The organism is Chryseobacterium jejuense (genome assembly GCF_017877355.1).
GTDB lineage: Bacteria > Bacteroidota > Bacteroidia > Flavobacteriales > Weeksellaceae > Chryseobacterium > Chryseobacterium jejuense_A.
On sequence record NZ_JAGIPR010000004.1, the window covers coordinates 1 to 23,546 of the forward strand.

The 23,546-nt window shown below is 34.7% G+C and carries 19 protein-coding genes; 11 read left to right on the top strand and 8 right to left on the bottom strand.

The genetic code is table 11. The annotated features are described in order from the left end of the window. Positions 1 to 1,296: 1,296 nt before the first annotated feature. On the bottom strand, positions 1,297 to 1,743 hold the full coding sequence (locus tag J2772_RS09270) for a hypothetical protein (RefSeq protein WP_209915932.1): 447 nt from the start codon (positions 1,741 to 1,743) through the stop codon (positions 1,297 to 1,299). Positions 1,744 to 2,101: 358 nt separating this feature from the next. Here J2772_RS09270 and J2772_RS09275 point away from each other — a divergent pair, with 358 nt between their 5' ends. From J2772_RS09275 to J2772_RS09310, 8 genes are all read left to right on the top strand, one after another. After that, complete coding sequence (locus tag J2772_RS09275; RefSeq protein WP_209915934.1) at positions 2,102 to 2,659, top strand: glycine zipper family protein; 558 nt, start codon at positions 2,102 to 2,104, stop codon at positions 2,657 to 2,659. 52 nt (positions 2,660 to 2,711) lie between these two features. Next, the gene (locus J2772_RS09280; RefSeq protein WP_209915936.1) at positions 2,712 to 4,346 is read left to right on the top strand and encodes an LIC_10190 family membrane protein; all 1,635 of its coding nucleotides are present in this window, start codon (positions 2,712 to 2,714) and stop codon (positions 4,344 to 4,346) included. 50 nt (positions 4,347 to 4,396) lie between these two features. Next, the gene (gene aroC, locus J2772_RS09285) at positions 4,397 to 5,467 is read left to right on the top strand and encodes a chorismate synthase (protein ID WP_209915937.1); all 1,071 of its coding nucleotides are present in this window, start codon (positions 4,397 to 4,399) and stop codon (positions 5,465 to 5,467) included. A gap of 17 nt (positions 5,468 to 5,484) precedes the next feature. Then, on the top strand, positions 5,485 to 6,048 hold the full coding sequence (locus tag J2772_RS09290; RefSeq protein ID WP_209915939.1) for a thioredoxin family protein: 564 nt from the start codon (positions 5,485 to 5,487) through the stop codon (positions 6,046 to 6,048). Between the two features lie 10 nt (positions 6,049 to 6,058). Then, positions 6,059 to 6,598 carry a TlpA family protein disulfide reductase gene (locus J2772_RS09295; RefSeq protein ID WP_209915941.1) on the top strand — a complete coding sequence of 180 codons (540 nt, stop codon included), beginning with the start codon at positions 6,059 to 6,061 and terminating at the stop codon, positions 6,596 to 6,598. A gap of 84 nt (positions 6,599 to 6,682) precedes the next feature. Further along, positions 6,683 to 7,024, top strand: coding sequence for a YkvA family protein (locus tag J2772_RS09300; RefSeq protein WP_209915943.1), 342 nt, complete (start codon positions 6,683 to 6,685; stop codon positions 7,022 to 7,024). 122 nt (positions 7,025 to 7,146) lie between these two features. Then, positions 7,147 to 8,526, top strand: a complete 1,380-nt coding sequence (gene pyrF, locus J2772_RS09305; RefSeq protein WP_209915945.1) for an orotidine-5'-phosphate decarboxylase — start codon at positions 7,147 to 7,149, stop codon at positions 8,524 to 8,526. Between the two features lie 53 nt (positions 8,527 to 8,579). Further along, positions 8,580 to 11,402, top strand: a complete 2,823-nt coding sequence (locus J2772_RS09310; protein ID WP_245365197.1) for an aminopeptidase — start codon at positions 8,580 to 8,582, stop codon at positions 11,400 to 11,402. Positions 11,403 to 11,455: 53 nt separating this feature from the next. Here the strand turns inward: J2772_RS09310 and J2772_RS09315 are convergent, their stop codons facing one another. Then, positions 11,456 to 12,265: a T9SS type A sorting domain-containing protein gene (locus J2772_RS09315; RefSeq protein WP_209915947.1), complete on the bottom strand. Its 810-nt coding sequence runs from the start codon at positions 12,263 to 12,265 to the stop codon at positions 11,456 to 11,458. Between the two features lie 171 nt (positions 12,266 to 12,436). Further along, on the bottom strand, positions 12,437 to 13,243 hold the full coding sequence (locus J2772_RS09320; protein ID WP_209915949.1) for a T9SS type A sorting domain-containing protein: 807 nt from the start codon (positions 13,241 to 13,243) through the stop codon (positions 12,437 to 12,439). Between the two features lie 150 nt (positions 13,244 to 13,393). Between J2772_RS09320 and J2772_RS09325 the strand changes: the two genes are divergently transcribed. Beyond that, a complete protein-coding gene (locus J2772_RS09325; RefSeq protein WP_209915951.1) occupies positions 13,394 to 16,621 on the top strand; it encodes a hypothetical protein in 3,228 nt (1,075 codons plus the stop codon). Positions 16,622 to 16,785: 164 nt separating this feature from the next. Then, positions 16,786 to 17,781, top strand: a complete 996-nt coding sequence (gene dusB / locus J2772_RS09330; RefSeq protein WP_045500813.1) for a tRNA dihydrouridine synthase DusB — start codon at positions 16,786 to 16,788, stop codon at positions 17,779 to 17,781. Positions 17,782 to 18,020: 239 nt separating this feature from the next. Here dusB and deoC read toward each other — a convergent pair whose 3' ends face one another. From deoC to J2772_RS09355, 5 genes are all read right to left on the bottom strand, one after another. Then, a complete protein-coding gene (deoC, locus tag J2772_RS09335; RefSeq protein WP_209915952.1) occupies positions 18,021 to 18,764 on the bottom strand; it encodes a deoxyribose-phosphate aldolase in 744 nt (247 codons plus the stop codon). Positions 18,765 to 18,768: 4 nt separating this feature from the next. Further along, on the bottom strand, positions 18,769 to 19,239 hold the full coding sequence (locus J2772_RS09340; RefSeq protein ID WP_002976659.1) for an Lrp/AsnC ligand binding domain-containing protein: 471 nt from the start codon (positions 19,237 to 19,239) through the stop codon (positions 18,769 to 18,771). 28 nt (positions 19,240 to 19,267) lie between these two features. Further along, positions 19,268 to 20,203: an endonuclease/exonuclease/phosphatase family protein gene (locus tag J2772_RS09345; protein WP_209915953.1), complete on the bottom strand. Its 936-nt coding sequence runs from the start codon at positions 20,201 to 20,203 to the stop codon at positions 19,268 to 19,270. A gap of 375 nt (positions 20,204 to 20,578) precedes the next feature. Continuing rightward, complete coding sequence (gene trmD, locus J2772_RS09350; RefSeq protein WP_209915954.1) at positions 20,579 to 21,250, bottom strand: tRNA (guanosine(37)-N1)-methyltransferase TrmD; 672 nt, start codon at positions 21,248 to 21,250, stop codon at positions 20,579 to 20,581. Beyond that, positions 21,247 to 22,509: an NAD(P)/FAD-dependent oxidoreductase gene (locus J2772_RS09355; RefSeq protein ID WP_209915955.1), complete on the bottom strand. Its 1,263-nt coding sequence runs from the start codon at positions 22,507 to 22,509 to the stop codon at positions 21,247 to 21,249. Before J2772_RS09355 ends, trmD begins: the two co-directional genes overlap by 4 nt. 65 nt (positions 22,510 to 22,574) lie before the next feature. Here J2772_RS09355 and J2772_RS09360 point away from each other — a divergent pair, with 65 nt between their 5' ends. After that, entirely contained in the window at positions 22,575 to 23,438 is an 864-nt protein-coding gene (locus J2772_RS09360; protein WP_209915957.1) for a glycoside hydrolase family 25 protein, read from the top strand. Positions 23,439 to 23,546: the final 108 nt, after the last annotated feature.

Consider the following 23,546-nt stretch of genomic DNA (forward strand, 5'->3'; position numbering starts at 1 on the left):
AACCTATAAAAAACAAAATCAGAATAGGAAAATTCCTACTCTGATTTAAGTATATTTGAAATATTAAACTAGTCAACCTTTTTCAGGACTAGTCAGTTCATCTCCGGCTATATATAATTTACAATCTCCCATACATAATAGCTTTCCCCGGATCAAGCGTAAAAGTTGGGGGCTAAGCAAAAAGTTTGGCTAATCTGAAGAGAAAAAATGTTCTGTCTTTCACTCCTCCGAGCTGCATTCTGAAGTTTTTGAGGCTGATCCATTGATTCCATTCTTTGCTTCCTTAAGAATATGAGATAAGGTGCTAAAAACTTTGTGTCAAATTAAATTCCATAAATACAAACAATATTATCCCCCAATTTTTGAGGCTGTTCCAATTTGATTCCAAATTATCTTAGTCAAAGATAAATGAACCCAATACTGCCTTTTATGAGTACTACTGCCATATAGAAACAAAAAAATCCTCGGAAATTCCGAGGATAAAAACTAATAACCATGAAAACTCAAATTAAACATGAGTTGCATTGGTATATTGAAAAATCGTGCCAAGAATTATTTTTTTTGAAAAAAAAATAAAATTTTCTTCATAAACAGAGAAAACAAAATTAAAAAATTAATACTCAAAACACATTGAACATTAAATATATAAAAATAATAACTCCACTAAACACCACACAAACTATTTCAAACCTTACAATAATTAACAATTCAATAATCTAAAAAAACTTTAAAATAAAAAAATAAGGTAAAGGAAAAAATTCTCCGAAACACGGCATGCAGGCAAAGAAGACACAAAAAACTACAACTTGGCACAATTTATTCTGTTATTTAACATAACATTTAAATCTAATATCATGTCACAAAAACAATTTAAAAAACAGATTTTACTCCAAACGATGAAGAGCAATATCAGATTGAGTTTAAAATAAGCGAAATAGGGGAAGGTATAGATCTTATTGTACCAAGACTGAATGAAAAAGGCGAATATGAAATGGTACAAGCTCCTGTTAGAAGATTAAATGACCGTATATTTATAGTTTGGGGTCATCCTTTTGATGGCAGGCTCACTTTTGATGAATAAAAATACAAAAGGCCCCCATTCAGGAGGCCTAAAAAACACAAATGATGAAAAAAATCTATTCAGAAAAATCCAAACAGAATATAATATAAACTGTTTATATATCCCGTCCGTAAAGAGTTTTGATATATTTATCAGTTATTAATTACTCTATATTGATTAAAAAATCCTCATTCGAGGATTGGTAAATGTAAATAAATATTTTCTCATTCACAAAGTTATTCTTCCCAGGTGATTGGAATATATATAGTAATGTATCCGTCATCATCTATATTATCATCCGATAAAGTAGCAATTACTGTTCCATAACCTACCCAGCCTCCCTGACCTTGGATTCCTGAGAACTCATAAGTTCCTTCCGGAAGATCTTCCTCAGAATATTGCGGAAGTGCACGGTAATTGTATTGACTAGTGAAATACTCATCTCCTGTAGCAGTATTTTTGGCAACAAAACCTCCCAGATCAAATCCTGAACCAGAAAGCATTTTTGTTCCACTTTTGGATATAAGTCCATAACGAACAGGATATGTTTTTGTTTTTGCTTCCTGAACAGAAGCTTCTGTACGAGCTTTAGATGGTGCTTCTACAAGATCAGTAGAAGAAAACGAAGTAGTAACAGCCAGCAATCCTACTACAGCTGATACTGTAAAAATTGATTTTTTCATATTGAAAGTAATTTAGTTTATCCAAAAATAGGCATCCTAAATTAATTCAACAAAAACTAAGAATTAACTATATTTTACGAATTCCTTCTCATAAAAAATGCCATGACATAACCTGGGAACTATGATGAATCTCGTTTAGAAGATTAATTTTTAAATCTGAAAACTACAATTTCCCTTCACAAACTGGATACCTAATTTTTCCATATCCATCCTATTATCATTAGATTTATCAGGAATTAAAATTAATATAATTCTTTTATCATCAACTTTAACACTCTTTAACTGAAATTTGGCTTCATAATTGAAAATAAAATTAAATCTAAAGTCGTTTCGGCTTAAGCTTATTAAAATTTGATTTATGAGAAAGATAGTATTAGCAGGTTTTTTATCCGTTTTCTTACTAACGGCCTGCAAGAAGGACGACAAAGTTGCTGAGAAATCACTGGAGGAGCAAAAGCTTGAATTCCAATCAAGACAGTTAGAAATCGAGAGACAAAAACTGGCTATTGAAAAAGAAAAGCTGGTATATGAAGCTCAGAAAAAAGCAGACAGCATCTCTGAAAGCAAAAAAGCAAAAGCTACCGCTGAAAATAATTCGAAACCAAAAGTGATAAGAGAAACAAGAACGGTATACCGTGATAGAAGCTCCAATTCTAATTCAGGAGGTGGAAGTAACGGAGGATATGCAGACAACGGAAGCAGTGCTTCACAGGGAACCACTCAGAAAAAAGGAATGAGTAAAGCTGCCAAAGGTACTATCATCGGTACTGTAGGTGGTGCCGCTGTCGGGGCAATTGTTGCTAAGAAGAACAGAGGTCTTGGAGCTGTAATCGGAGGTGTGGTAGGTGGAGCTACCGGATATACCATCGGTAGATCACAGGATAGAAAAGACGGAAGAGTACAACCGAGAAGATAATTTTTTTCACCATAACATATAAAGATTGCTTATTTTTAAGCAATCTTTTTTTATGATATTGATTCTGTTTTCCACTATTTTCCTCCTTCCGGTCTTATCCGGACTTGGGAAAATTATCGAAAAATTCTTTGGAATTCTATTTCAGGGAATCTCCGGAAAAATACTTTCTGGAATTATGGGAGTAAGCCTTGTATGGACAGCTGTTTCTTTTTTTATTCCTCTGAATATTTATATGGAAATTCCTACCGTTTTACTAGGTCTACTCTACTTCTTTAAAGAGAAAGTTTATCAGGAATTCTATAGATTTTCAAAAAAGGATATTCTATTAATAGCATTCATTTCCGCTATTATATTATTTACCGGAGCCTCCTATCCTTATATATTAGATCATTTCGGATATTATGTTCCCTCTATTAAATGGTTGACAGAGTTTGGACTTGTTAAGGGAATTTCCAATCTGGACCTTACTTTGGGACAAATGTCAGTGTGGCATATTTTCCAGGCGGGGTTTTCCAATTTTTCAGATCCTTTTCTGAGAATCAATTCGATCCTACTCATCATCTATAGTATTTATAGTATTGAAAGAAAAAACTGGATTCATCTATGTTTTCTCCCGGTTTTATTACTTTTTGCACAGTCTCCAAGCCCGGACCTTCCGGTGATTATCTTTTCTTTAATTATTTTAAACGAAATGATATCCGGAAATAAAAACATCAGTCTACTCTTTGCCTTTTCAGCTTTTGTTTTTGCTATAAAACCGACCATGATATGGCTGCCTCTACTGGTTTTCCTTTCTAATATTTTTATTCACAAATCAAATTTTAAAAGACTTCTTTTGGGAAGTGCCATCTTATTTTTATTCCTTATAAAAAATATCTGGACCTTCGGATATCCCATATTCCCTGTAGCTATCGGCGACTTTGGTTTCAGTTGGAAACCCAATCCCGAAGTATTAAAAACCTCTTCACAATATGCTATCCTGAAAACTTATGATATGCAGTATTCGTATGAAGAAATCCAAAAGTTTTCCACATGGGAGCATATAAAAAACTGGTTCTTTCTGAAAGGTATCAAATCAAAAATCAATATTCTTTTCATAGTAAGCTTATGTACTGTTTCAATATTTGCATGGGTTAAGAAAAAGAAACTCATTACTCTGATCTGTGTTTCATTGTTAATAAAAAGTGCATTTGTACTGGCTTTTTCCGCACAGTACAGATTTTTTATTGATGTATTTTTCGTTATATTTTTTGTTCTCTTCCATGAATACTGGAATAAAAGAAACTCTATTGTTACTTTTTCTGTACTCAGTTTATTTTTTATTTCATTATTATCTTTTCCTGGTCTTATTCAACAATATATTCCAAGCTTTCAATTGGGGAATTTTATGGTTGGATTTAAAAAGGAACAACTTTACCAACCATCAGTTTATGAATATCATCAATTTGACACTTTTAAAGTAGGAAATCTAAAATTTAATGTTTCAAAAAACTATCCTTACAACTTTGAAACACCTCTTCCTGCCATTTCCGCAAGCTTTATTTTTGACGATGCAAAGGCCGGAATTTTCCCTCAACCTATCAACAAAAATGATATTTCTAAAGGATTCATTTGGAAGACAATGACTTCTGAAGAAAAAAAGGAAGCAGCAGCGACTATTAATATTATCGAAAAAATTCATAAATAGAACAAATGCTGAAACTTTATTATCTGAAGAAAAAAAGGTAATTTTGTATCATGTTCAACACATTAGGTAATCTTCTTAGTCTTACAACATTTGGAGAAAGTCACGGAGTGGCTTATGGCGGTATCATCAATAATTTTCCGGCAGGTTTAACGGTAGATCTCAATAAGGTTCAATATGAACTGAACCGAAGAAAACCCGGCCAGTCTGCTATTGTTACTCAAAGAAAAGAAAGCGACACAGTAAAGTTTCTTTCCGGGATCTTTGATGGGAAAACAACAGGTACGCCCATCGGTTTTATCATTGAAAACGAAAATCAGAAATCAAAGGATTATGACCATATTGCTCAGGCTTATCGTCCTAGTCATGCTGATTTCACTTATGACCAAAAATTTGGTTTAAGAGATTATCGTGGCGGTGGAAAATCTTCGGCAAGAGAAACTATGAACTGGGTAGTTGCCGGAGCATTAGCTAAACAACTTTTACCAGAGATTGAAATCAATGCTTATGTTTCCTCTGTAGGCGATATTTTCTGTGAAAAACCATATCAGGCTCTTGACTTTTCTCAAACGGAAAGCAATGATGTACGTTGCCCGGATGCTGAGACAGCAGAAAAAATGATTGCCAGAATCAAAGAAATTAAAAAAGAAGGAAATACAATTGGAGGAACCATTACCTGCGTTATCAAAAACGTTCCTGTAGGAATTGGTGAACCTATATTTTCTAAACTTCAGGCAGAACTGGCAAAAGCAATGCTGAATATCAACGCCTGCAAAGGTTTTGAATATGGAAGTGGATTCTGTGGAGCAAAAATGACAGGAAAAGAACATAATGACCCGTTCAACACCGATTTCTCTACAAAATCTAACCTATCAGGTGGAATTCAAGGTGGAATTTCCAACGGAATGGATATTTATTTCCGTGTAGCCTTCAAACCTGTAGCTACTATTTTAAGACCTCAGGACAGTATTGATAAGGAAGGAAATCCTGTTATTGTGGAAGGAAAAGGACGTCACGATCCATGTGTGGTACCAAGAGCTGTTCCTGTAGTGGAAAGCCTTGCAGCATTTGTTTTGGCAGACTTATTTTTGATTAATAAAACAAGAAACATCAATAATTTTTAATATAAATATTTTTGGTAATGAAAAATTACTGGGATCAGGCAATTTCTTTTGAAGAATACCTTCAAATTGCACAGCAAAGATTAGACAATCCTGCCAACGAACAGGAAATTGAATATAAACAATATTATGAGCTTGGACTTCAGAGAATGGACAGAACTGTAAAAAAGTATGTTCCGGATGAAGATCAGAGAAAAGAATTAGAAGCTAAGAATTTCGATGGAAAGATTTTAATCATTTCCGAAGCCTGGTGTGGAGATGCCAGTGCAACCGTTCCAGCTCTATTTAAATTCTTTGAAGGGCATAATGAAATCAGAGTTTTTTTAAGAGACAGTGATAAAAGCCTTATCAATCAATTTTTAACCAACGGTACAGAGTCTATTCCTAAAGTATTGATCTTGGATAAAGATTTTAATGTAAAAAATTCATGGGGACCACGTCCAAAGTATGGTTACGAGTTACTGATGAAATATAAAGCAGATCCTGAAGGTTATCCAAAAGACACTTTCTATAACGACCTGCAGATCTATTATGCTAAAAACAGAGGAAAAGATGCCGTTCAGGAAATCTTAAATCTGTTATAAAAAATAGGATATGAAAAAAAGCATCATTTATATTGCAATTATTGCTATCATCGGTATTATTCTATTTGTACCTGGAGTGAAGGATTTTTTGAAAAACCAATTCTTCCCAATTGCTACCATTGAGAATGCCGTACATATCAATGAAGAAGATTATGACATAGAACTTAAAGGAATCAACGCACCAAGTACCAACCTTAAGAATTTTAAGAACAAAGCTGTTTTCCTTAATTTTTGGGGAACATGGTGCCCACCGTGCAGAAAAGAATGGCCATCTATTCAAAAACTGTATGATTCCAGAAAAGATCATGTAGATTTTGTTCTTATTGCCATGAATGATAAGGAAGAAGATGTAAGAAAATTTTTAAAGGAAAATAATTATACAGTACCGGTATATATTGCTCAAAGCCCTATATCTGAGAAGATTCTTCCAAAGGTTTTCCCTACGACTTTCCTTCTAGATAAAACAGGCAGAATCCTTATTAAGGAAGATGCTACAAAAGACTGGGACTCAGAGACCGTACACCAGTTTATTGATAATATCATCAAATAATTTTTTAACTAAATTTTATAATTTGTTGGTACAGGATTTGTGAAATTTATAATGTTGAAAAATTTGTTTAAATCCAAACACAAAATGAAATATTCAAAATTAAATCTTGCAAAAGAAGCTATTAGTCACAAGGGCTTTGTAAAAAAGATCCCTGATATTTTCAGAATGGTAAAAATGTGGAGAAAAGGAGTTTATCCTATAAAATCCATTGACATTATTCTTCCGCTATTAGGAATTTTATATGTCATCTCTCCTATTGACCTCCTTCCTGAATTTGCCATCCCATTACTTGGAGTTATGGATGATTTGGCAGTATTGTCACTTACCATTCCAAAGCTTATCAAAGAGGTTGACAAGTTCTTGCTTTGGGAAGCTGAACAAAAATATAATGGCACTCAGGTGATTGACGCTGAAATCTTAAAATAATAGTTTATTTATATTTTCAAACCATTCTGGAACTTACAGGATGGTTTTTTATTGAGCAATTGAACGATAAATTTTTAAGCCTTATTTCAAATCCTTAAATTTGCAATATCTAATAGAAAATAATGGAAAGTAAAAAAGAATTCTTTTTGGAATGCTACAAGCTAGGCATCATTAAATTTGGAAGGTTTACCTTGAAAAGTGGTATCGAAAGCCCTTTTTATGTAGACTTAAGACCTTTGGCTTCAGATCCTAAAATCTTAAAAAATCTGGCTAATTATTTATTGGAAATGCTTCCATTGGATAATTTTGATTTAATATGTGGAGTTCCTTATGCTGCTCTTCCTATGGCAACAGCAATGTCACTGGAAAGCTATATTCCATTAATTATTAAAAGAAAAGAAGCGAAAAGCTACGGTACCAAAAAACTGATTGAAGGAATTTATCAGAAAGGGCAAAACTGCCTATTGGTAGAAGATGTTATCACTTCAGGAAAATCTTTACTAGAGACCATTCCGGAAATAGAACAGGAAGATCTTAAAGTTTCTGACATTGTAGTAGTACTGGACAGAGAACAGGGTGGAAAACAACTTTTAGAAAGCAAAGGATATAGAGTACACACTCTTTTCAATATTTCAGAAGTATGTGGAGTTCTTCAGGAGACTGGTGAGTTATCGGACGAAGAAGTGAAAAGAATTCAGGACTTCTTACAGGGTAACCACATTCAGTTTGAAGAAGAAACGAGAGCTTCTTATGAACAAAAACTAAGCAATACCCAACATTCTGTTTCAAAAAAATTACTGGAAACAGCTTTAGCAAAAAAATCTAACCTGATTGCTTCGGCTGATGTTACAACGACTCAGGAATTATTAGCATTTGCTGAAAAAGTGGGTCCGCATATCATTGCTTTAAAGACACACATCGATATTATTTCTGATTTTGAGTATGAAAAAACAATCACTCCCTTAAAAGAGATCGCTGCAAGACACCAGTTCTTATTAATGGAGGACAGAAAATTTGCAGACATAGGAAATACTCAGGAGTTACAGTTTACAAGTGGAGTTTTCAAAATTACAGATTGGGCTGATTTTGTAACCTCTCAGGTTATTGGTGGTTTTGAATCTCTAGATTGCTTCAAAAATGTGGGAGTAGTAGCGATTGTTGGAATGTCTTCAAAAGGCACATTAACTACAGCCAGCTACCGTGAAGAAGCATTAAAAGTAGCTGTATCTCATCCTAATGTAATTGGTGGAGTTTCTCAGAATAAAATCCCTGAAGATCTTTTATTATTCACTCCAGGGGTAAACCTTGCAGATTCAGGAGATGGAAAAGGACAACAGTATAATACTCCGGAGCATGTTTTCAAAACTTTACACACAGATTTCATCATTGTAGGAAGAGGAATCTATAAGTCTGAAGATCCGGAAGCAGCAGCAGTTACCTATAAAAATGAAGGTTGGAGTGCCTATATTAATTCTTTGGAAAAAAAAGCAATTCAGAACTAAAATCCTATAAAGTATATACAAAATAAACTATATTTGAGCTTTATCACGGATATTTGAAAAAGATCAGCATTTGCATTATTTTATTTTGTGGAGTTATACAGATTTCTGCACAGAAAGATAGTATATACATTGGAGCAAAACTCTCTCCTGACAGGAAAACCCTTGAGGTGAATCAGGAGATTGTTTATTACAATCATTCAGGCAAAGACCTGCAGACAGTAAAACTTCTGAATTGGATTTCCGCCTATAACAAACGTGGAACATCTTTGGTTTACAGAAAACTGGAAGACCGAAATAATGATTTGCATTTTGCAAAGAGCCATGAACTGGGAAAACTTCTGGAACTTAATATTAAAGATTCAGAAAACCAGAAAATATCAGTCAATTCAATTTCAGATGAAAACCTTTTTCTTCCTCTGAAACAAGTCTTAAAACCCGGCGAAAGCGTTACTCTGCAGCTCAACTACCGTATGCAGCTTCCCGATAAAAAATTTACGGGATATGGAACATCCGGTCAGAATACTGCTTTAAAATATTTCTTTATTGTTCCGGATCATTTTGATCCGGACAATATTTCTGAAAGAAAATACCACGATATTGAAGAACCGGTAAGTTTCAATACTTTCTGGACTGTAAATTTTGATATTCCGGTGAACAGTTTCATCGAAAGTAATCTGCCGCAAATTCAGATGAATTCTTTTCAGGGCTATCTGGATTCAGACCCTGAATTTTCAGTTTCTCCAAATACTTATCCTATTGTAAAAGCCAATATTGACGGCGCTGATATTGAAGTAAAGTTTGGCTATAACCTTAAGCCCGAAGAGAAACAAAATCTGGAGTTTTACTTACCTCTTCATTTAAAATTTCTCAAAGAAAAAATAGGTTCTCTTCCGAAAAGCATATTTATTTCAGATAAATTCAGAACCAAAGAAGATTTCTTCGGGAATAATGATATTACTTTCTGGAAATTCAGATTTCAGCTATTTACAGATGCGGAAAAAACTGATCTTGATTATTTCGGAATCATTACCAAAAAAGTTCTGGATGAGAAAATCATTGCAGATAAGCAAAAAGATCATTGGTTTAAAAATGGTTTAAAATCCTATCTTGAAATCCACTATCTGAAAAAATTCTATAAAGACACCAAACTTTTAGGGGCACTCCCTGAAACCAAATTACTGGGGCTCAAACCCTTAAAGTTGTTTCATGCCTCTAAGGTAAAACTTATAGACCGTTACGGACTGACTTATCAATATATCATGCTTCAAAATCTGGATCAGAAAATTGATGAAGATTTCAACAGTTTAAGTAACTTCAATGACATGGCTATCAGTAGCTTTGAAACAGGAAGTCTGTTCAATTATTCTGCTGATAAAATGGGCGATCAGTCTTTTAATAATCTTGTAAAAGAGTATGTTTCAAAAAGTTCAGGAAGTAGAATTAATCCGGATGATTTTTTGAAAAAACTATCAGAAAAAGAAAAATCGGCCCATTATCTTGAAAATTTTTTCGAACAGAAAAACAGGGTAAATTTTAAGCTGAAACATATTAGTAAAGAAAATGATTCTTTACAGATTAAAATCGCAAAAAATACAGACGTTTCTATTCCAGTAAAGCTTGAAACCGAAACCAGAGAGGGCAAAAAAAAATTTTATTGGATAGAAACAGAAGAAAATGAGAAAATAAAAGAAATTTCTCTTCCTGCATCAGATAACATTTATAAAGTAACCTTAAATAATGGCTACATTTTTCCAGAGTCCAGTTATCGGGATAACTTCCTGTATGCCAAAGGTATATTTTCAAATACAAAAAGAATTAAGTTTAAACTCATAAAGGATATTCCAAATCCTGAATACAACGAAATTTATGTAAGCCCTAGAGTTCGATTCAACAATACTTATGATAAGTTTTTGTTGGGGGCTAACTTTAAAAACCAGTCATTTTTTGACCAGAAATTCCTGTATTCATTTACTCCAACATACAGTACAGGAACAGGAAAACTGACCGGTTCAGGAAGTGTATCCTATTCTTTCCTGCCTGCTGAAAGTATCTTCAGGAGTATTACATTTGGAGTTTCCGGATCATACTTTCATTATGATTATGACTTAGCGTACAGAAAAGGTTCTGTATTTTCAACCCTAAACTTCAGAAAAAACCCAAGAAGTACGATAAGCAGAAGTCTTGGTGTTTCCTATAACTATTTTGAAAGAGATCTGAGCCCTGTCATGATTGCCATTGATGATTATAAAAAATACAATCTTTGGGGACTGGGATATAGCTATAGTGACAGTCAGATGATTCATGAGAAAAGTTTAAGTCTGAGTGCACAGGGTATGGAAGATTTCAATAAAATTACCGCTGAAGGATTCTACAGATGGGAATTTGCTCCAAGACAAAAGTTAAGTGTCCGTTTATTTGCCGGATATTTCCTTAGAAATGATACGCGTAATAATTTATTCAACTATGGAATTTCAAGGGTATCCAATTATACATTCTCCTATAATCTTTTGGGCGAAAGTGCCAGCAGTGGCCTTCTTTCTCAACAGTTTATTTTAGCTGACGGCGGATTTAAATCATTTCTTCCGGGAACGGTTAACCAATGGATCACTTCTGTGAATGTAGATTCCAGCATATGGAAAATATTTCATGTGTATGCCGATGCCGGAATGTATAAAAACAAAGATCATTCTGCAAAATTCATCTGGGACAGTGGGATTAAGGTAAGGATCATTCCAGATTTCCTGGAGGTTTATTTTCCGGTGCAGTCTTCATTGGGATTTGAACCCGGATTTAAAGATTATGCAAAACGTATCCGATATACACTGATTCTTAATCTCGGATCCATCATCAATGCAGCAAGAAGAGGCTGGTATTAAAAATAAAGGAACAGCTTATAAGTAAGATGCTCCTTATCAAAAATATTGAAAAACTAATCTTTTACAATTTTTTGTGAAACAGGAGCATTGTTAACAGTTCCTGTCACAATATAAGTTCCCTTCGGGAGTTCAGTAATATCTATATTCTGGGCAAATTTTGTAGGCGATTTTTTCACAACCTGCCTGAAAGTATCATATATTTTTACATCTTTGATCTGCATTCCGAAAAGCACATTTCCATCTTTAACAAAAGGATTCTGCACAAAGCCTGCTTTTGCAGCTCCTTCAGCAGAAAAATCTGCCATATTATCACTGTTATTCTCTAAAGTCCTTCTGATTGCTGTTGAGGCTGTAGGAGAAGGAGCTGGTCCATCCCCTTTAAACTGATCTGCGTTAGCCCCATAGCCTACAAAATCCAACACATTGGAAGATGAAGGGTTCACTACCTGTACAATATTTCCTGCCAATGCCAGCTTTCCGGATGTTCCTGAAATTCTTATTCCAACAGATTTATTGGGGGTACCATCAAAATTTGTAACTGTAGTTGCTATAAAATCCGGTGTTGGCAATGCCTCTACTCCACCATCCACTGCTGCTTCCTGAATCAGATAGGTTTCCTCTGGCCCCAACGTAAAATCCGGCAGTGTATGATATTCTGTAAAAGCTCCAATTGCGGGAGCATATTGTATACTTGCTCCTGTTAAAGAAGCCAGAGTGGTTCCTATATTTTTCAGGACAATATAATTATTTTTGAAAACCGCCCCTGAATTCCCATTTCCGCCGTAGATCTCATTGATCACAATTTGGGCATTGGTAAAAGCTGTCATCACAACTAAACCAGCAATAGTAAAGATTTTTTTCATATAAATAATTTTAGAAATGGGATTGTATTAAAAACATCAAAAACAATACCTTTTAATTGGAAATTTACAAAAAAACATCTATAAATATGTTATAAAGTTTAAATGAATAAGCATAAAAAAATCCGGCCATTTCTTCGAAATGGCCGGACTCTATTTTAATCTAAAACGAAATTAGTCTTTTAAGATTTTTTGAGATACTGCTTCGTTATTTACTGTACCTGTTACGATATAGTTTCCTTTTGCTAATTCAGAAACGTTTATGGTTCCGTTTTGTTTTACAGAAGCTTCTTTTACAAGCTGTCCGAACATATTGAAAACTTTAACATCTCTAACATCAGCTCCGAAAGTGATTTCGTTGTTTTTAACGAAAGTGTTTTTTACGAAGTTAGCGATAGATTTCCCTTTATTGATTTCTGTAACAGCTAAAGAACCATTAGCAACAGTTTTGATAACGATATTGTCCAAATAAGCTCTAAAAGAAGTAGTCGGAGTTTCAAATGTAACTGTTGAATTTGCCTGTCCTCCGGTAAACGTTACTGTTTTTGATTCAGGAGTACCACTCATTACAGCAGAATAAGATACAGTTTGATCTGTCAGGTTAGTTACTTTTACAATGATAGTACTTGGAGTAGCTGTCCAACCCTTAACATCAAAAGTGATTACTACATTACCTCCATCAGTTGATAAATCCAAAGATTTTGAAGTCATAGTTCCGATAACAGAACCTGTTCCTAATTTCGCCATACCTCCTGCACTGTATACTTTCGCACCACTAGGGAAGTTGGCAACTGGAGGAATTGGGTTAGTAGCGCCTCCTGGATTGTAAACGTCTGTTCCACTAGGAGCTGAAGTACCTGTTGAAGCTGTATTACCACCAGCTGTGTAAGCAGCAAAATCCTCAGATAAAGCTATTGTTTGTTGAGCAAAAATTCCACTTGCTACAACAACTGTAGCAAAAAACGAATAAAGTTTTTTCATGATTTAAAATTTTATTTATTAATAATTTACACGGTAAAATTACATCAATTTTCGAATTTAACACAATAAATAAGTTAACTTTTTGTTAATAATAGTTGGTCCATTGCCATTAACATTTTTTAATTACTTTTACGAATTATTTTTCAGGAGTTGCAGAATATTTTTATCCTATTCATTGTTTTTTTCTTTGGCATATTTTCAGGAAATGCTCAGGTATTTTCATGGAAAAATCCCAACGTTCCTGAAGACAGTGTTAAAAAAGACAGTATTCTCACCGCAAGGCTTGAACAGGATATTTTTGCAAAAGACACCCTAGACTTTATCCGGACTCATAACAGAATTGTTGTTGACGAGGCTGTTTTGGCAAAAAATGATAAAAAAAGATTTTTAGGGGAGCTTAACTCCAAAGGTTCCATTATCCGTGGAATTACATTTGGTAATAATCAGGGCCAGTCTGTACAAAGTTCTATGGATCTTCAGATATCTGGACGACTTTCCAAAGATGTCACTATTTTGGCTAGTATTTCCGATCATAATTTACCCATTCAGGCTGATGGATATACCCAGACTCTAGAAGAGTTTGACAAAATTTACATGCAGCTGAACATTAAGGATAAATCTATTCTCAGAGCCGGACACCTTGACCTTATGGAGTCTAAAAATTATTTTGCCAAATACCAGAGACGAAGTATGGGGATTCAGTTTCAGACGGAATTTGGGAAAGAAAATAAAACGTTTGTGGATATTTCTGCCGGTGTAGCACGAAGTGAATTTCACAGAATCCGTTTCCAGGGGGTTGAAGGAAACCAGGGACCTTACCGTTTGACAGGGAAAAATGGAGAACAGTTCATTACTTTGATCTCAGGTTCTGAACAGGTATTTATTGACGGTATCTTGATGAAACGTGGGGAAAACCAGGACTATGTTATCAACTATAACACAGGTGAGGTTACCTTTACCAGTTTCCGTCCTATTTTCCAGCAGAACTTCATCACCATTTCATACAACTACGCCAATAGGAATTATTCAAGATATTTATTTACCGGAAAGCTTGAGCATCAAAGGGAAAAATTCAAGGTTGGGTTGAATTGGTTCATGGAAAATGATAACAAAAATGCTCCTCTTGCCTTAAGTTTATCAAAAGAAGATGAACAGATTCTGGCCAACGCAGGAAATGATCCTAATCTAATGTACGCTCCGTCGGGAGTTGTTACGGAGTATGATGTTAACAAAATTTTATACCGCTTAAATCCTGCTGGAAATTTCTATGAACTTTCCACAGATCCTAATGAAACGCTTTATCAGGTATCATTTACTTATTTCGGAGCTAACCAGGGAGATTATAAAACGGCAAAAACAACCAATAACGGACGTGTTTTTGAGTATGTCGGACCCAATGCCGGGGATTACAAAGCGGTAAGAAAACTTCCTTCGCCACAGAAATCTCAGGTATTCTCTCTTAATTCTGAATATCTACTGAATGAAGGAAAAATAGGTGCAGATATTTCCCTGAGTAATTATGACGTCAACCTATTTTCATCTAAAGATTCTGATCAGAATACAGGGTATGCTTATCGTATCTTTGGAAATAAAACCTTTACAAAAAGCTCTTGGAAAGGTACTCCAAGCTTTGAATACCAGTATATAGACAAACAGTTCCATATCCTGGACCGTATTAATGATGTGGAATTCTCCAGAGACTTCAACTTAACACAGGAGTTTAACAAAAAAACTCAAAATCGTTTTATCTTCAGCTTTTTAAACAAGTGGAATAATAAATCTACTTTAAATTACCGTATCAATTACTTAAATGAGCAGGATTCTTATAAGGGTATTAAAAATGATCTTGATTTCGGCTGGATCACCGGGAAATTCTTTACAAAAGGAAATCTATCTTACCTGAGCACCAATGCAATAATTCAGGATACCAAATTTATCCGTGGTGGAATTTCAACAGAATTTACAGGAAAGAAAGGAAGTTGGGCTATAGGAGGAAGTATGGAGCATAATGAGAAGAAATACAATGATACCCAGCTTATGGATGTCACAAGTTTTAGCTGGAAAGAAATTTTTGTTCAAAAGAAAATTGGAGACAGTACCCGTACAAAATTACTTGCCAAAGTATACATGAGAGATAATGACTCTGTTCGTGACAACAGGCTTCAGAATATGAATAATATACTGGGAATCATGGCGGAAAGTCAGATTATCAAAACAGAAAGAACAACTTTAAATGCATTGATTCATTACAGAAAATTCTTTTATTCAGGAATAGAAGGTGATGTCACTAGAAATAATGACTTTGTAGTTGGAAATATTCTTTACAATCAACAGCTTTTCAGAAACGGAATGCGTTTACAGGCGTTCTATGAGCTTGGAAACGGACAGGAAGCACAAAGGGAATTTCAGTATATTAAAGTAACGGATGGCCAAGGTGTTTATAAATGGACTGACTACAACGGTGATGGTATTCAGCAGCTTGATGAATTTGAAATTGCCGAATATTCCGACCTAGCTAAATACATCAGGGTTTATACCAATTCTGTACGATACATTCCATCCAATAAAAACAAATTACAGTTGGCTTTATTTGTAAATCCTGCTATTGTCTTTAATTCGGAAAATGCTTTCTTAAAGCGCTGGAACTTCAATATTTCATTAAATTCTCAAAATTCATTCTATAAAAAAGATAAGGTTTTGGTACTAAATCCGTTTGAGAAAAACAGCGATCAGATCCTTAAAAATCAAAATATTTTAACCTCGGTACAATTCAATCCGACCGATAAATCCGGATGGAATGGAAACTACCGATTCATTACAAATGACAACCTTATCAATGCTAATTTCAGTAATGAAGAACGTGAACAGACTTCCCATTTCCTGAATATTGGATATTGGTTTAATAAGGAGTTCAGGATAGACTGGGAAAACTCTGTTCATGATATCAAAAATACTTCACAGTTATTTGTAACAAGAGATTACCGTTTAAATAATTTTGAAACCAAACCAAAGGCCACCTATAAATTTACAGATGCCATTCAGGCAGAACTTTCTTCTGCTTACCGCCAAAAGCAAAGGGTAGATGGTGAAGAGTTATTAAAAGCTTTTGATATTACCGGAACCATCCAATGGGAATTCAGAAAGACTTCCATTCGTGGAAATTTCTCTTTCATCAATAATAATTTCAATGGTAATAATTTCAGCATTGTAGGAAACCAGATGCTTGATGGGCTGAAACCCGGAAAAAACCAGGTATGGAGTGTATTCATCCAACAGGCAATTAATTCATTTATCCAATTGAACTTAAATTACGAAGGAAGAAATTCCGGGGAAAGAACTATTCATATTGGAAGCATGCAGGTAAAAGCAAGTTTCTAGAAACCCCAAGGTTTGAGGTTAGTTATTATTCATAAACTTTAAATTCTCCCACTCTCATACCCTAAAACCCTTACACTCTAATCTAAAACACTTTTCAAACTCATCATTTACAGTAATAGATAATATCATATTTTCTAGTATTCAGAATTTTGTAAATTTGCACCATGATAAAAATAGGCAATATAGAACTGCCGGAATTTCCACTTTTGCTGGCTCCGATGGAAGACGTAAGTGATCCTCCGTTCAGACGTTTGTGTAAAATGCACGGTGCAGATTTAATGTATTCGGAATTTATTTCTTCCGAAGGGTTAATTCGTGACGCCATCAAAAGCCGTAAAAAACTGGATATTTTCGATTATGAAAGACCAGTCGGAATACAGATTTTCGGCGGTGATGAAGAAGCAATGGCCATGTCTGCGAGAATTGTTGAAACAGTAAATCCGGACCTGGTAGACATTAATTTTGGTTGCCCTGTAAAAAAAGTGGTTTGCAAAGGAGCCGGAGCCGGAGTTTTGAAAGATATTGACCTTATGGTTCGTCTTACAAAAGCCGTAGTGAGCTCTACCCACCTTCCTGTAACCGTTAAAACCCGTCTGGGATGGGACAGCACATGCATCAATATTGATGAAGTGGCAGAACGTCTTCAGGAAACCGGAATTAAAGCACTTACCATACATGCCAGAACCCGTGCACAAATGTACAAGGGGGAAGCAGATTGGGAACATATTTCGAGAATTAAACAAAATCCTAATATTGAAATTCCGATTTTTGGAAACGGTGATATAGATTCTCCGGAAAAAGCACTGGAATACAAACAGAAGTATGCTTGTGACGGAATTATGATCGGACGTGCGGCTATTGGCTACCCTTGGATATTTAATGAGATCAAGCATTTCTTTAAAACAGGTGAACATTTACCTGCTCCTACTATTTCAGACCGATTATTAGCAGTTCGCCAGCATGCTGAATGGAGTGCAGAATGGAAAGGTGAAAGATTAGGTCTGGTAGAAATGAGACAGCATTACAGCAACTATTTCAGAGGTATTCCTCACTTCAAAGACTTCAGAAAAAGATTCCTGGAAGTTTTCACATTAGAAGAAATGGATGCCCTTATTAAGGAAACCCAGCAATTCTACGAAGAGTATCAGGCTCAGGTATAAAAATAAAGGTAATTATATACAATTTTACACTAATGCGGTTATCTTATTATTATGACTCTGTCATTCTGAATGTAACGAAGTGAAATGAAGAATCTAAGCCATATTATGAGATTCTTCCTTCGTCAGAAATCGAAGATTCGACGTAGTCAATGACAGTGGTGTAAAATTGTATATAGTCACCAAAATAAAAACCATCAAATTAAATTGATGGTTTTTTTATTTGTTCTTGAATATCAAATTTAATATCCGCCTGATGAAGCTTCATTTTTAATAAGTGCCAATGCTGAGGAAGTTCCAATTCTCTTCACTCCCATAGTAATCATTTTTTCAGCATCCTCAGGAGTTCTTACTCCTCCGGCAGCTTTTACAGGAAGTTTTCCAGCGTTATCCAACATGATTTTTATTCCTTCAAATGTTGCTCCATTAGGCTTTCCATCTGTAGTTTCATAAAAACCTGTTGATGATTTAACAAAAATATAAGGTAAATCATCAGCTGAAAAATTTTCTTCTGCCCAGTTCGAAATATTTTTGGTAAGATCTGCAATCTGCGCATCAGTCAGAGCTGCAATTTCAATAATCCATTTTGCAATTTTATGATGTTCCAAAGCCAGCTTTGTACATTTTACAAATTCATCTTTTACCAATTCTATATTTCCCTGAATATAGGCATTGTAATTAATTACAAAATCCAGTTCATCTGCACCGTCTTCAATAGCTTTTGAAGCTTCTGCAAGTTTCTCTTCTACTGAGTATGTTCCTTCGTGGAATCCTATTACAGTTCCTACTGCAACATTTGAATTTCTCTCCTGAATATATTTTTTAATCTCTGCTACATAATCCGGCCTAATCATTACCGCAAAAATGCCATTACCAATAGCTACCTGCGCAAGTTCTTTGTCAATCTGAAGAGTTCCTTCATGTGAAATACCTGATTGTTCCGGTGTCTTCAAGTAAGTTGAATCCAAATATTGGGCTATGTTCATATCGTTATACTTTCAATTGTCTGTAAATACCTTGTTCCAAAGATATAAAAGTTTCTGTTCTTGTAACTCCTTTCAGTTTTTGGAGTTTGCTAAGAATTTGCATCAAATGATCGTTATCTTTACAAAGAACTTTAAGGAATATTGTATAATTTCCTGTCGTATAGTGGGCTTCTACTACTTCATTGATATCATGCAAAGATTTTACCACTTCAGGGTAATGGCTTGGCTGATCCAAAAACACTCCGATATAAGAAATCACTTTATATCCGATTTTTTTAGGATTAAGGAATGAAATTGAGTTTTCAATAACTCCTGCGTGTTCCAGTTTTTTAATCCTTTGATGTACTGCTGTTGTAGAGATCCCAACATTCTTTGAAATGTGTGCTAAAGAAGTTTTAGCGTTATCCATCAACATGTAGATTATTTCCTTGTCGATGGAATCTAAATGATAACTTGTGTTGCTCGAATTTTTCATTTTCTACTTTTTTATTATTTATGTTTTTTTATGATAAGCTTTTAAACCTAACAAAAACCGGAAAGTGATCGCTGTATCCGCCTAAATACCGGGTACCGACATAAGTTCGGAAAGGTCGTCCTTCAAAATTTCTGGTCCTGCTGCTGAGTTTATCAGAATTGAAAACACGGGCTTCCTGAAAAGCCAGCGTTCTATTGTCAAGAAGGGACCTCGACATCATAATCTGATCGTACAACAAGCCAGACTTATAATGAAAAGTAGAGTAATTTCTTGTAGAAAACAACTCCTGAAAAGGATTCATCAAAACCTTCTCATGATCGTTGTCATAGAGAATTTGAACTAAATTTTCATCATCCGGGTTTTCGTTAAAATCACCACACAATATGACATGTTCCTTATCAGCATCTACAATTTTCATGATCCGCTGCCGGACCTCATTCAATATAAAGGCTCTTTTAGGTTTATTGATATCTTTCTCGCGCTTAGAGGGAAGATGGGCGATAAAGACATTAATAATTTCCCCTTTATATTTAATTTTCGAAAAAAGTACGTCTCTCGTAGTGTCGTAATTTCCAGTGTTTTTATAGTTTATTTCAAAAAAGAAAGTAATGGTTTCAGAATCTATAACCTCTACTTTATTTTTATCGTATAACATGGCTACATCCACTTTTCTTTCGTCCATAGAATTGTAATGTACAATTCCATATTCAGAATTAAAGGGCTCCATTTCTACAAGATCTTCTAAAACTTTCCTTCCGGAAACTTCGGATAATCCTATAATAAATGGCAATACTCCATTTTCCTCCTTCATCAATTGAAATACATGAGAGATTTTAAAAAGTTTATTTTTATATCTTCTCTCATCCCAGTTTCTTAAACCTGACTTTGTAGGATCTAATTTATGAACAGGTTTAGGATCGGGTAAAAATAAATTTTCAACATTATAAAAAGAGAACAGTTCCATCAACACAAATTTCTATACTTTAATTAATATGTTCTTTTTTCTAATCGTAAATTTATTTTTTTTTCAAATCACATTAATTTGCCCACAACACCAGCAAATCAATTTATAATAAGAAATATTTCAAATGTAATAAAAAAAATCAATAAAACCACAAATAGTGAATTAAATTTTCAATTAACCTACAATTCCATTCAATATATCGAAATTAAAATAATGAATAAAATTTAAAATAATGAAAACAAAAATTCAATTAAAAGACCAAAATTTATAATATTTTCCTTTTCATCTACAATAATAACAAATATTATTCCATTTAATCTGTAGACAAATAGAATAAATAAAAAAAACAGGGTTTAAACACCCTGAAACGCTGTATTAAAGAAGATCAGGACGTTTTTCTTTAGTAATTCTTACTGCTTCATCGTGACGCCATTCTTCAATTTTCCCAAAATTTCCGCTTAATAAAACTTTAGGAACCTCCAGCCCTTTATAGACTTCAGGTCTAGTATAAATGGGTGGCGACAGAAGATCATCCTGGAAACTGTCTGTCAAAGCACTTTGTTCATCATTTAAAACTCCCGGAAGCAGTCTTATGATAGAATCGGCTAATACACATGCAGCAAGCTCTCCACCGGTAAGCACATAATCACCAATAGATATTTCTTTGGTAATATGAAGATCTCTCACCCTCTGGTCTATTCCTTTATAATGTCCACAAAGAAAAATCAAATTTTCTTTTATCGAAAGAGAATTGGCAATTTTCTGGTTCAGCGTTACTCCATCCGGTGTCAGATAGATCACCTCATCATAATCTCTTTGAGACTTCAATTCTGAGATACATTTATCCAATGGCTCTACCATCATCACCATTCCAGCTCCGCCTCCGTAAGGTTCATCATCAATTTGTTTGTGCTTATTAATTGCCCAGTCTCTCAGGTGATGAAAATGTACTTCTGCCAATCCTTTGTCCATTGCTCTCTTTAAAATAGAGGTTTTAAATGGACTTTCCATCAATTCTGGAAGTACGCTTATGATATCAATTCTCATTGTAATGTTCCGTTTTTCTTAGTAGGTATAATAATTAATCTTAAGGAAGAATCCTTGTTGATATAGCTCCACATCCAGTTGAAGAATATAGCCAGCTTATTTCGAACGCTCAAAATTAGCATTAAATGGAGAAACATCCAGAAATACCATGCTAAAAATCCTTGGAATTTTATAAATGGTAAATCTACAACGGCTCTGTGCTTTCCTATGGTTGCTAAAGAGCCTTTGTCATCGTATTCATATTCATTCCATTCACCCGGAGTTTTCTTCAACAGGTTTTTTCCTAGGTTTTTGGCCTGATTAATGGCTACATTGGCAACCTGTGGATGTCCCTGTGGATATTTAGGGGTTTCCATATAAGCAATGTCTCCGATTGCATACACATTATCATACCCTTTTATTTTGTTGTATCGGTCTACGATATATCTGTTTCTCACTAATTTTTCTTCAGGGAAACCGTCGATTACATTTCCTGTAACTCCCGCAGCCCAGATGACATTATTAGACGGTATTTCTTTCCCGCTTTTCAAATGCACTTTATCCCCATCATAATCTGTAACCACTTCTCCACTCATAAAGGTTACCCCAAGATCTTTAATATATTTTTCAGATTTCTCCTGAGCTTCGCTGCTCATTACAGCAAGAGGTTTTTCTGTAGAACTTACTAGAATGATTTTCAGATGATCGAAATTCATATAAGGATAATCTCTTGGAAGAATATCTTTTTTCATTTCGGCAAAAGCACCTGCAAGCTCTACACCGGTGGGTCCGCTCCCTACGATAACGATATTCCAATTTCCGTCATCGCTACGGCTTTTTTCAATAATCAGTTTTTCAAAGGTCATCAAAATGTGATTTCTGATACTGATGGCTTCCTGGGTATTCTTCATCCCGAAGGCTTTCCCTTCAAGTTCTTTGTTACCGAAAAAATTAGTTTTACAGCCTGTTGCAATGATAAGTTTATCGTAAGTGAATTCTGCCTCATCAGTAATAACTTTATTGTTAGCGGCATCAATTTCCTTTACATCTGTCATTCGGAACTGAGTGTTTCTGGATTGCTGAAAAATCTTTCTGAATGGGAAAGAAATGTTGGAAGGTTCTATTCTTCCAGAGGCTACCTGATAAAAAAGCGGCTGAAACATGTGGTGGTTCATACGATCCAGAACAATAACCTTTTTGTTCTTGTTATTCAATGTTTTTGCAAGCTGCAGCCCCGCAAATCCTCCTCCTATAATGATGATTTTTTCGCGTGTTTCCATAATACACAAATTTACTGATTTTATTTAGCATTTAGTAGTGAAAAAAGTTAGTTTTGCAAAACTTTATGACACCAAAAAAGTACACCAAAAAAACTGCCAAACAGATCCATAAGAACAGACGGAACAGCTATTTTTTCCGTCGAAAGGTGATATTAGCCATTTTAATTGTAGCTTTAATCGGGACGGGATTTTATCTTAAGCAATCCGTAAGCTATTACTATGCGTTGTACTTTAATAAATTTACCCATAAAAAACTTCATAACAGCGAAAAAGAAAGTTCAAGAATTCAAAGAATATTAGCCAACAATCTTGATAAAACCTATGGCTTTGATGTTTCTCACTATCAAAATAAGGAGGACATCAAATGGGACAGCCTCAGCATTGGCAACAAGACCATTCCTCTTGAGTTTGTAGTAATGCGGGCAACCATGGGAAATAAAAGTGCGGATAAACATTTTGATGAGTTTTGGGAAATGGCTAAAAAGCACAATCTGATCCGTGGTGCTTATCATTTTTACAGAGCTGATGAAGATCCGGTGATCCAAGCAAATAATTTTTTAGCGAATGTAAAACTGGAAAGTGGAGATTTACCACCTATTCTGGATATTGAAAAAATTCCGAAACGAAAGACGAATAAAAAATTAATAGAAGACCTGAAGGTATGGTGTAAAATCGTAGAAGAGACTTATGGTGAGAAACCTATCATTTACACATACTACCATTATTATAAAGATTTTTTGAAAGGGGAATTTGAAGGCTACCCTCTATGGCTGGCCAACTATAATGATGTTCCTACTCCATCTCCCGATAGCCAATGGGATTTTTGGCAATTTACAGAAAACGGAATTGTTCACGGAATTAATACAAAGGTAGATCTTGATATTTACAATGGTAATTCCTGGTCTTTGAAAAGACTGACATTGGATTAAGAAGCTTGGAAGATAGATGCGGGAAGATGGAAGTTTTCGAAGTTTGAAAAAACAACTTTACGCTTTATTTTCTCAACCGTCCAAAAGAAATCTGTTCAATTTAATTAC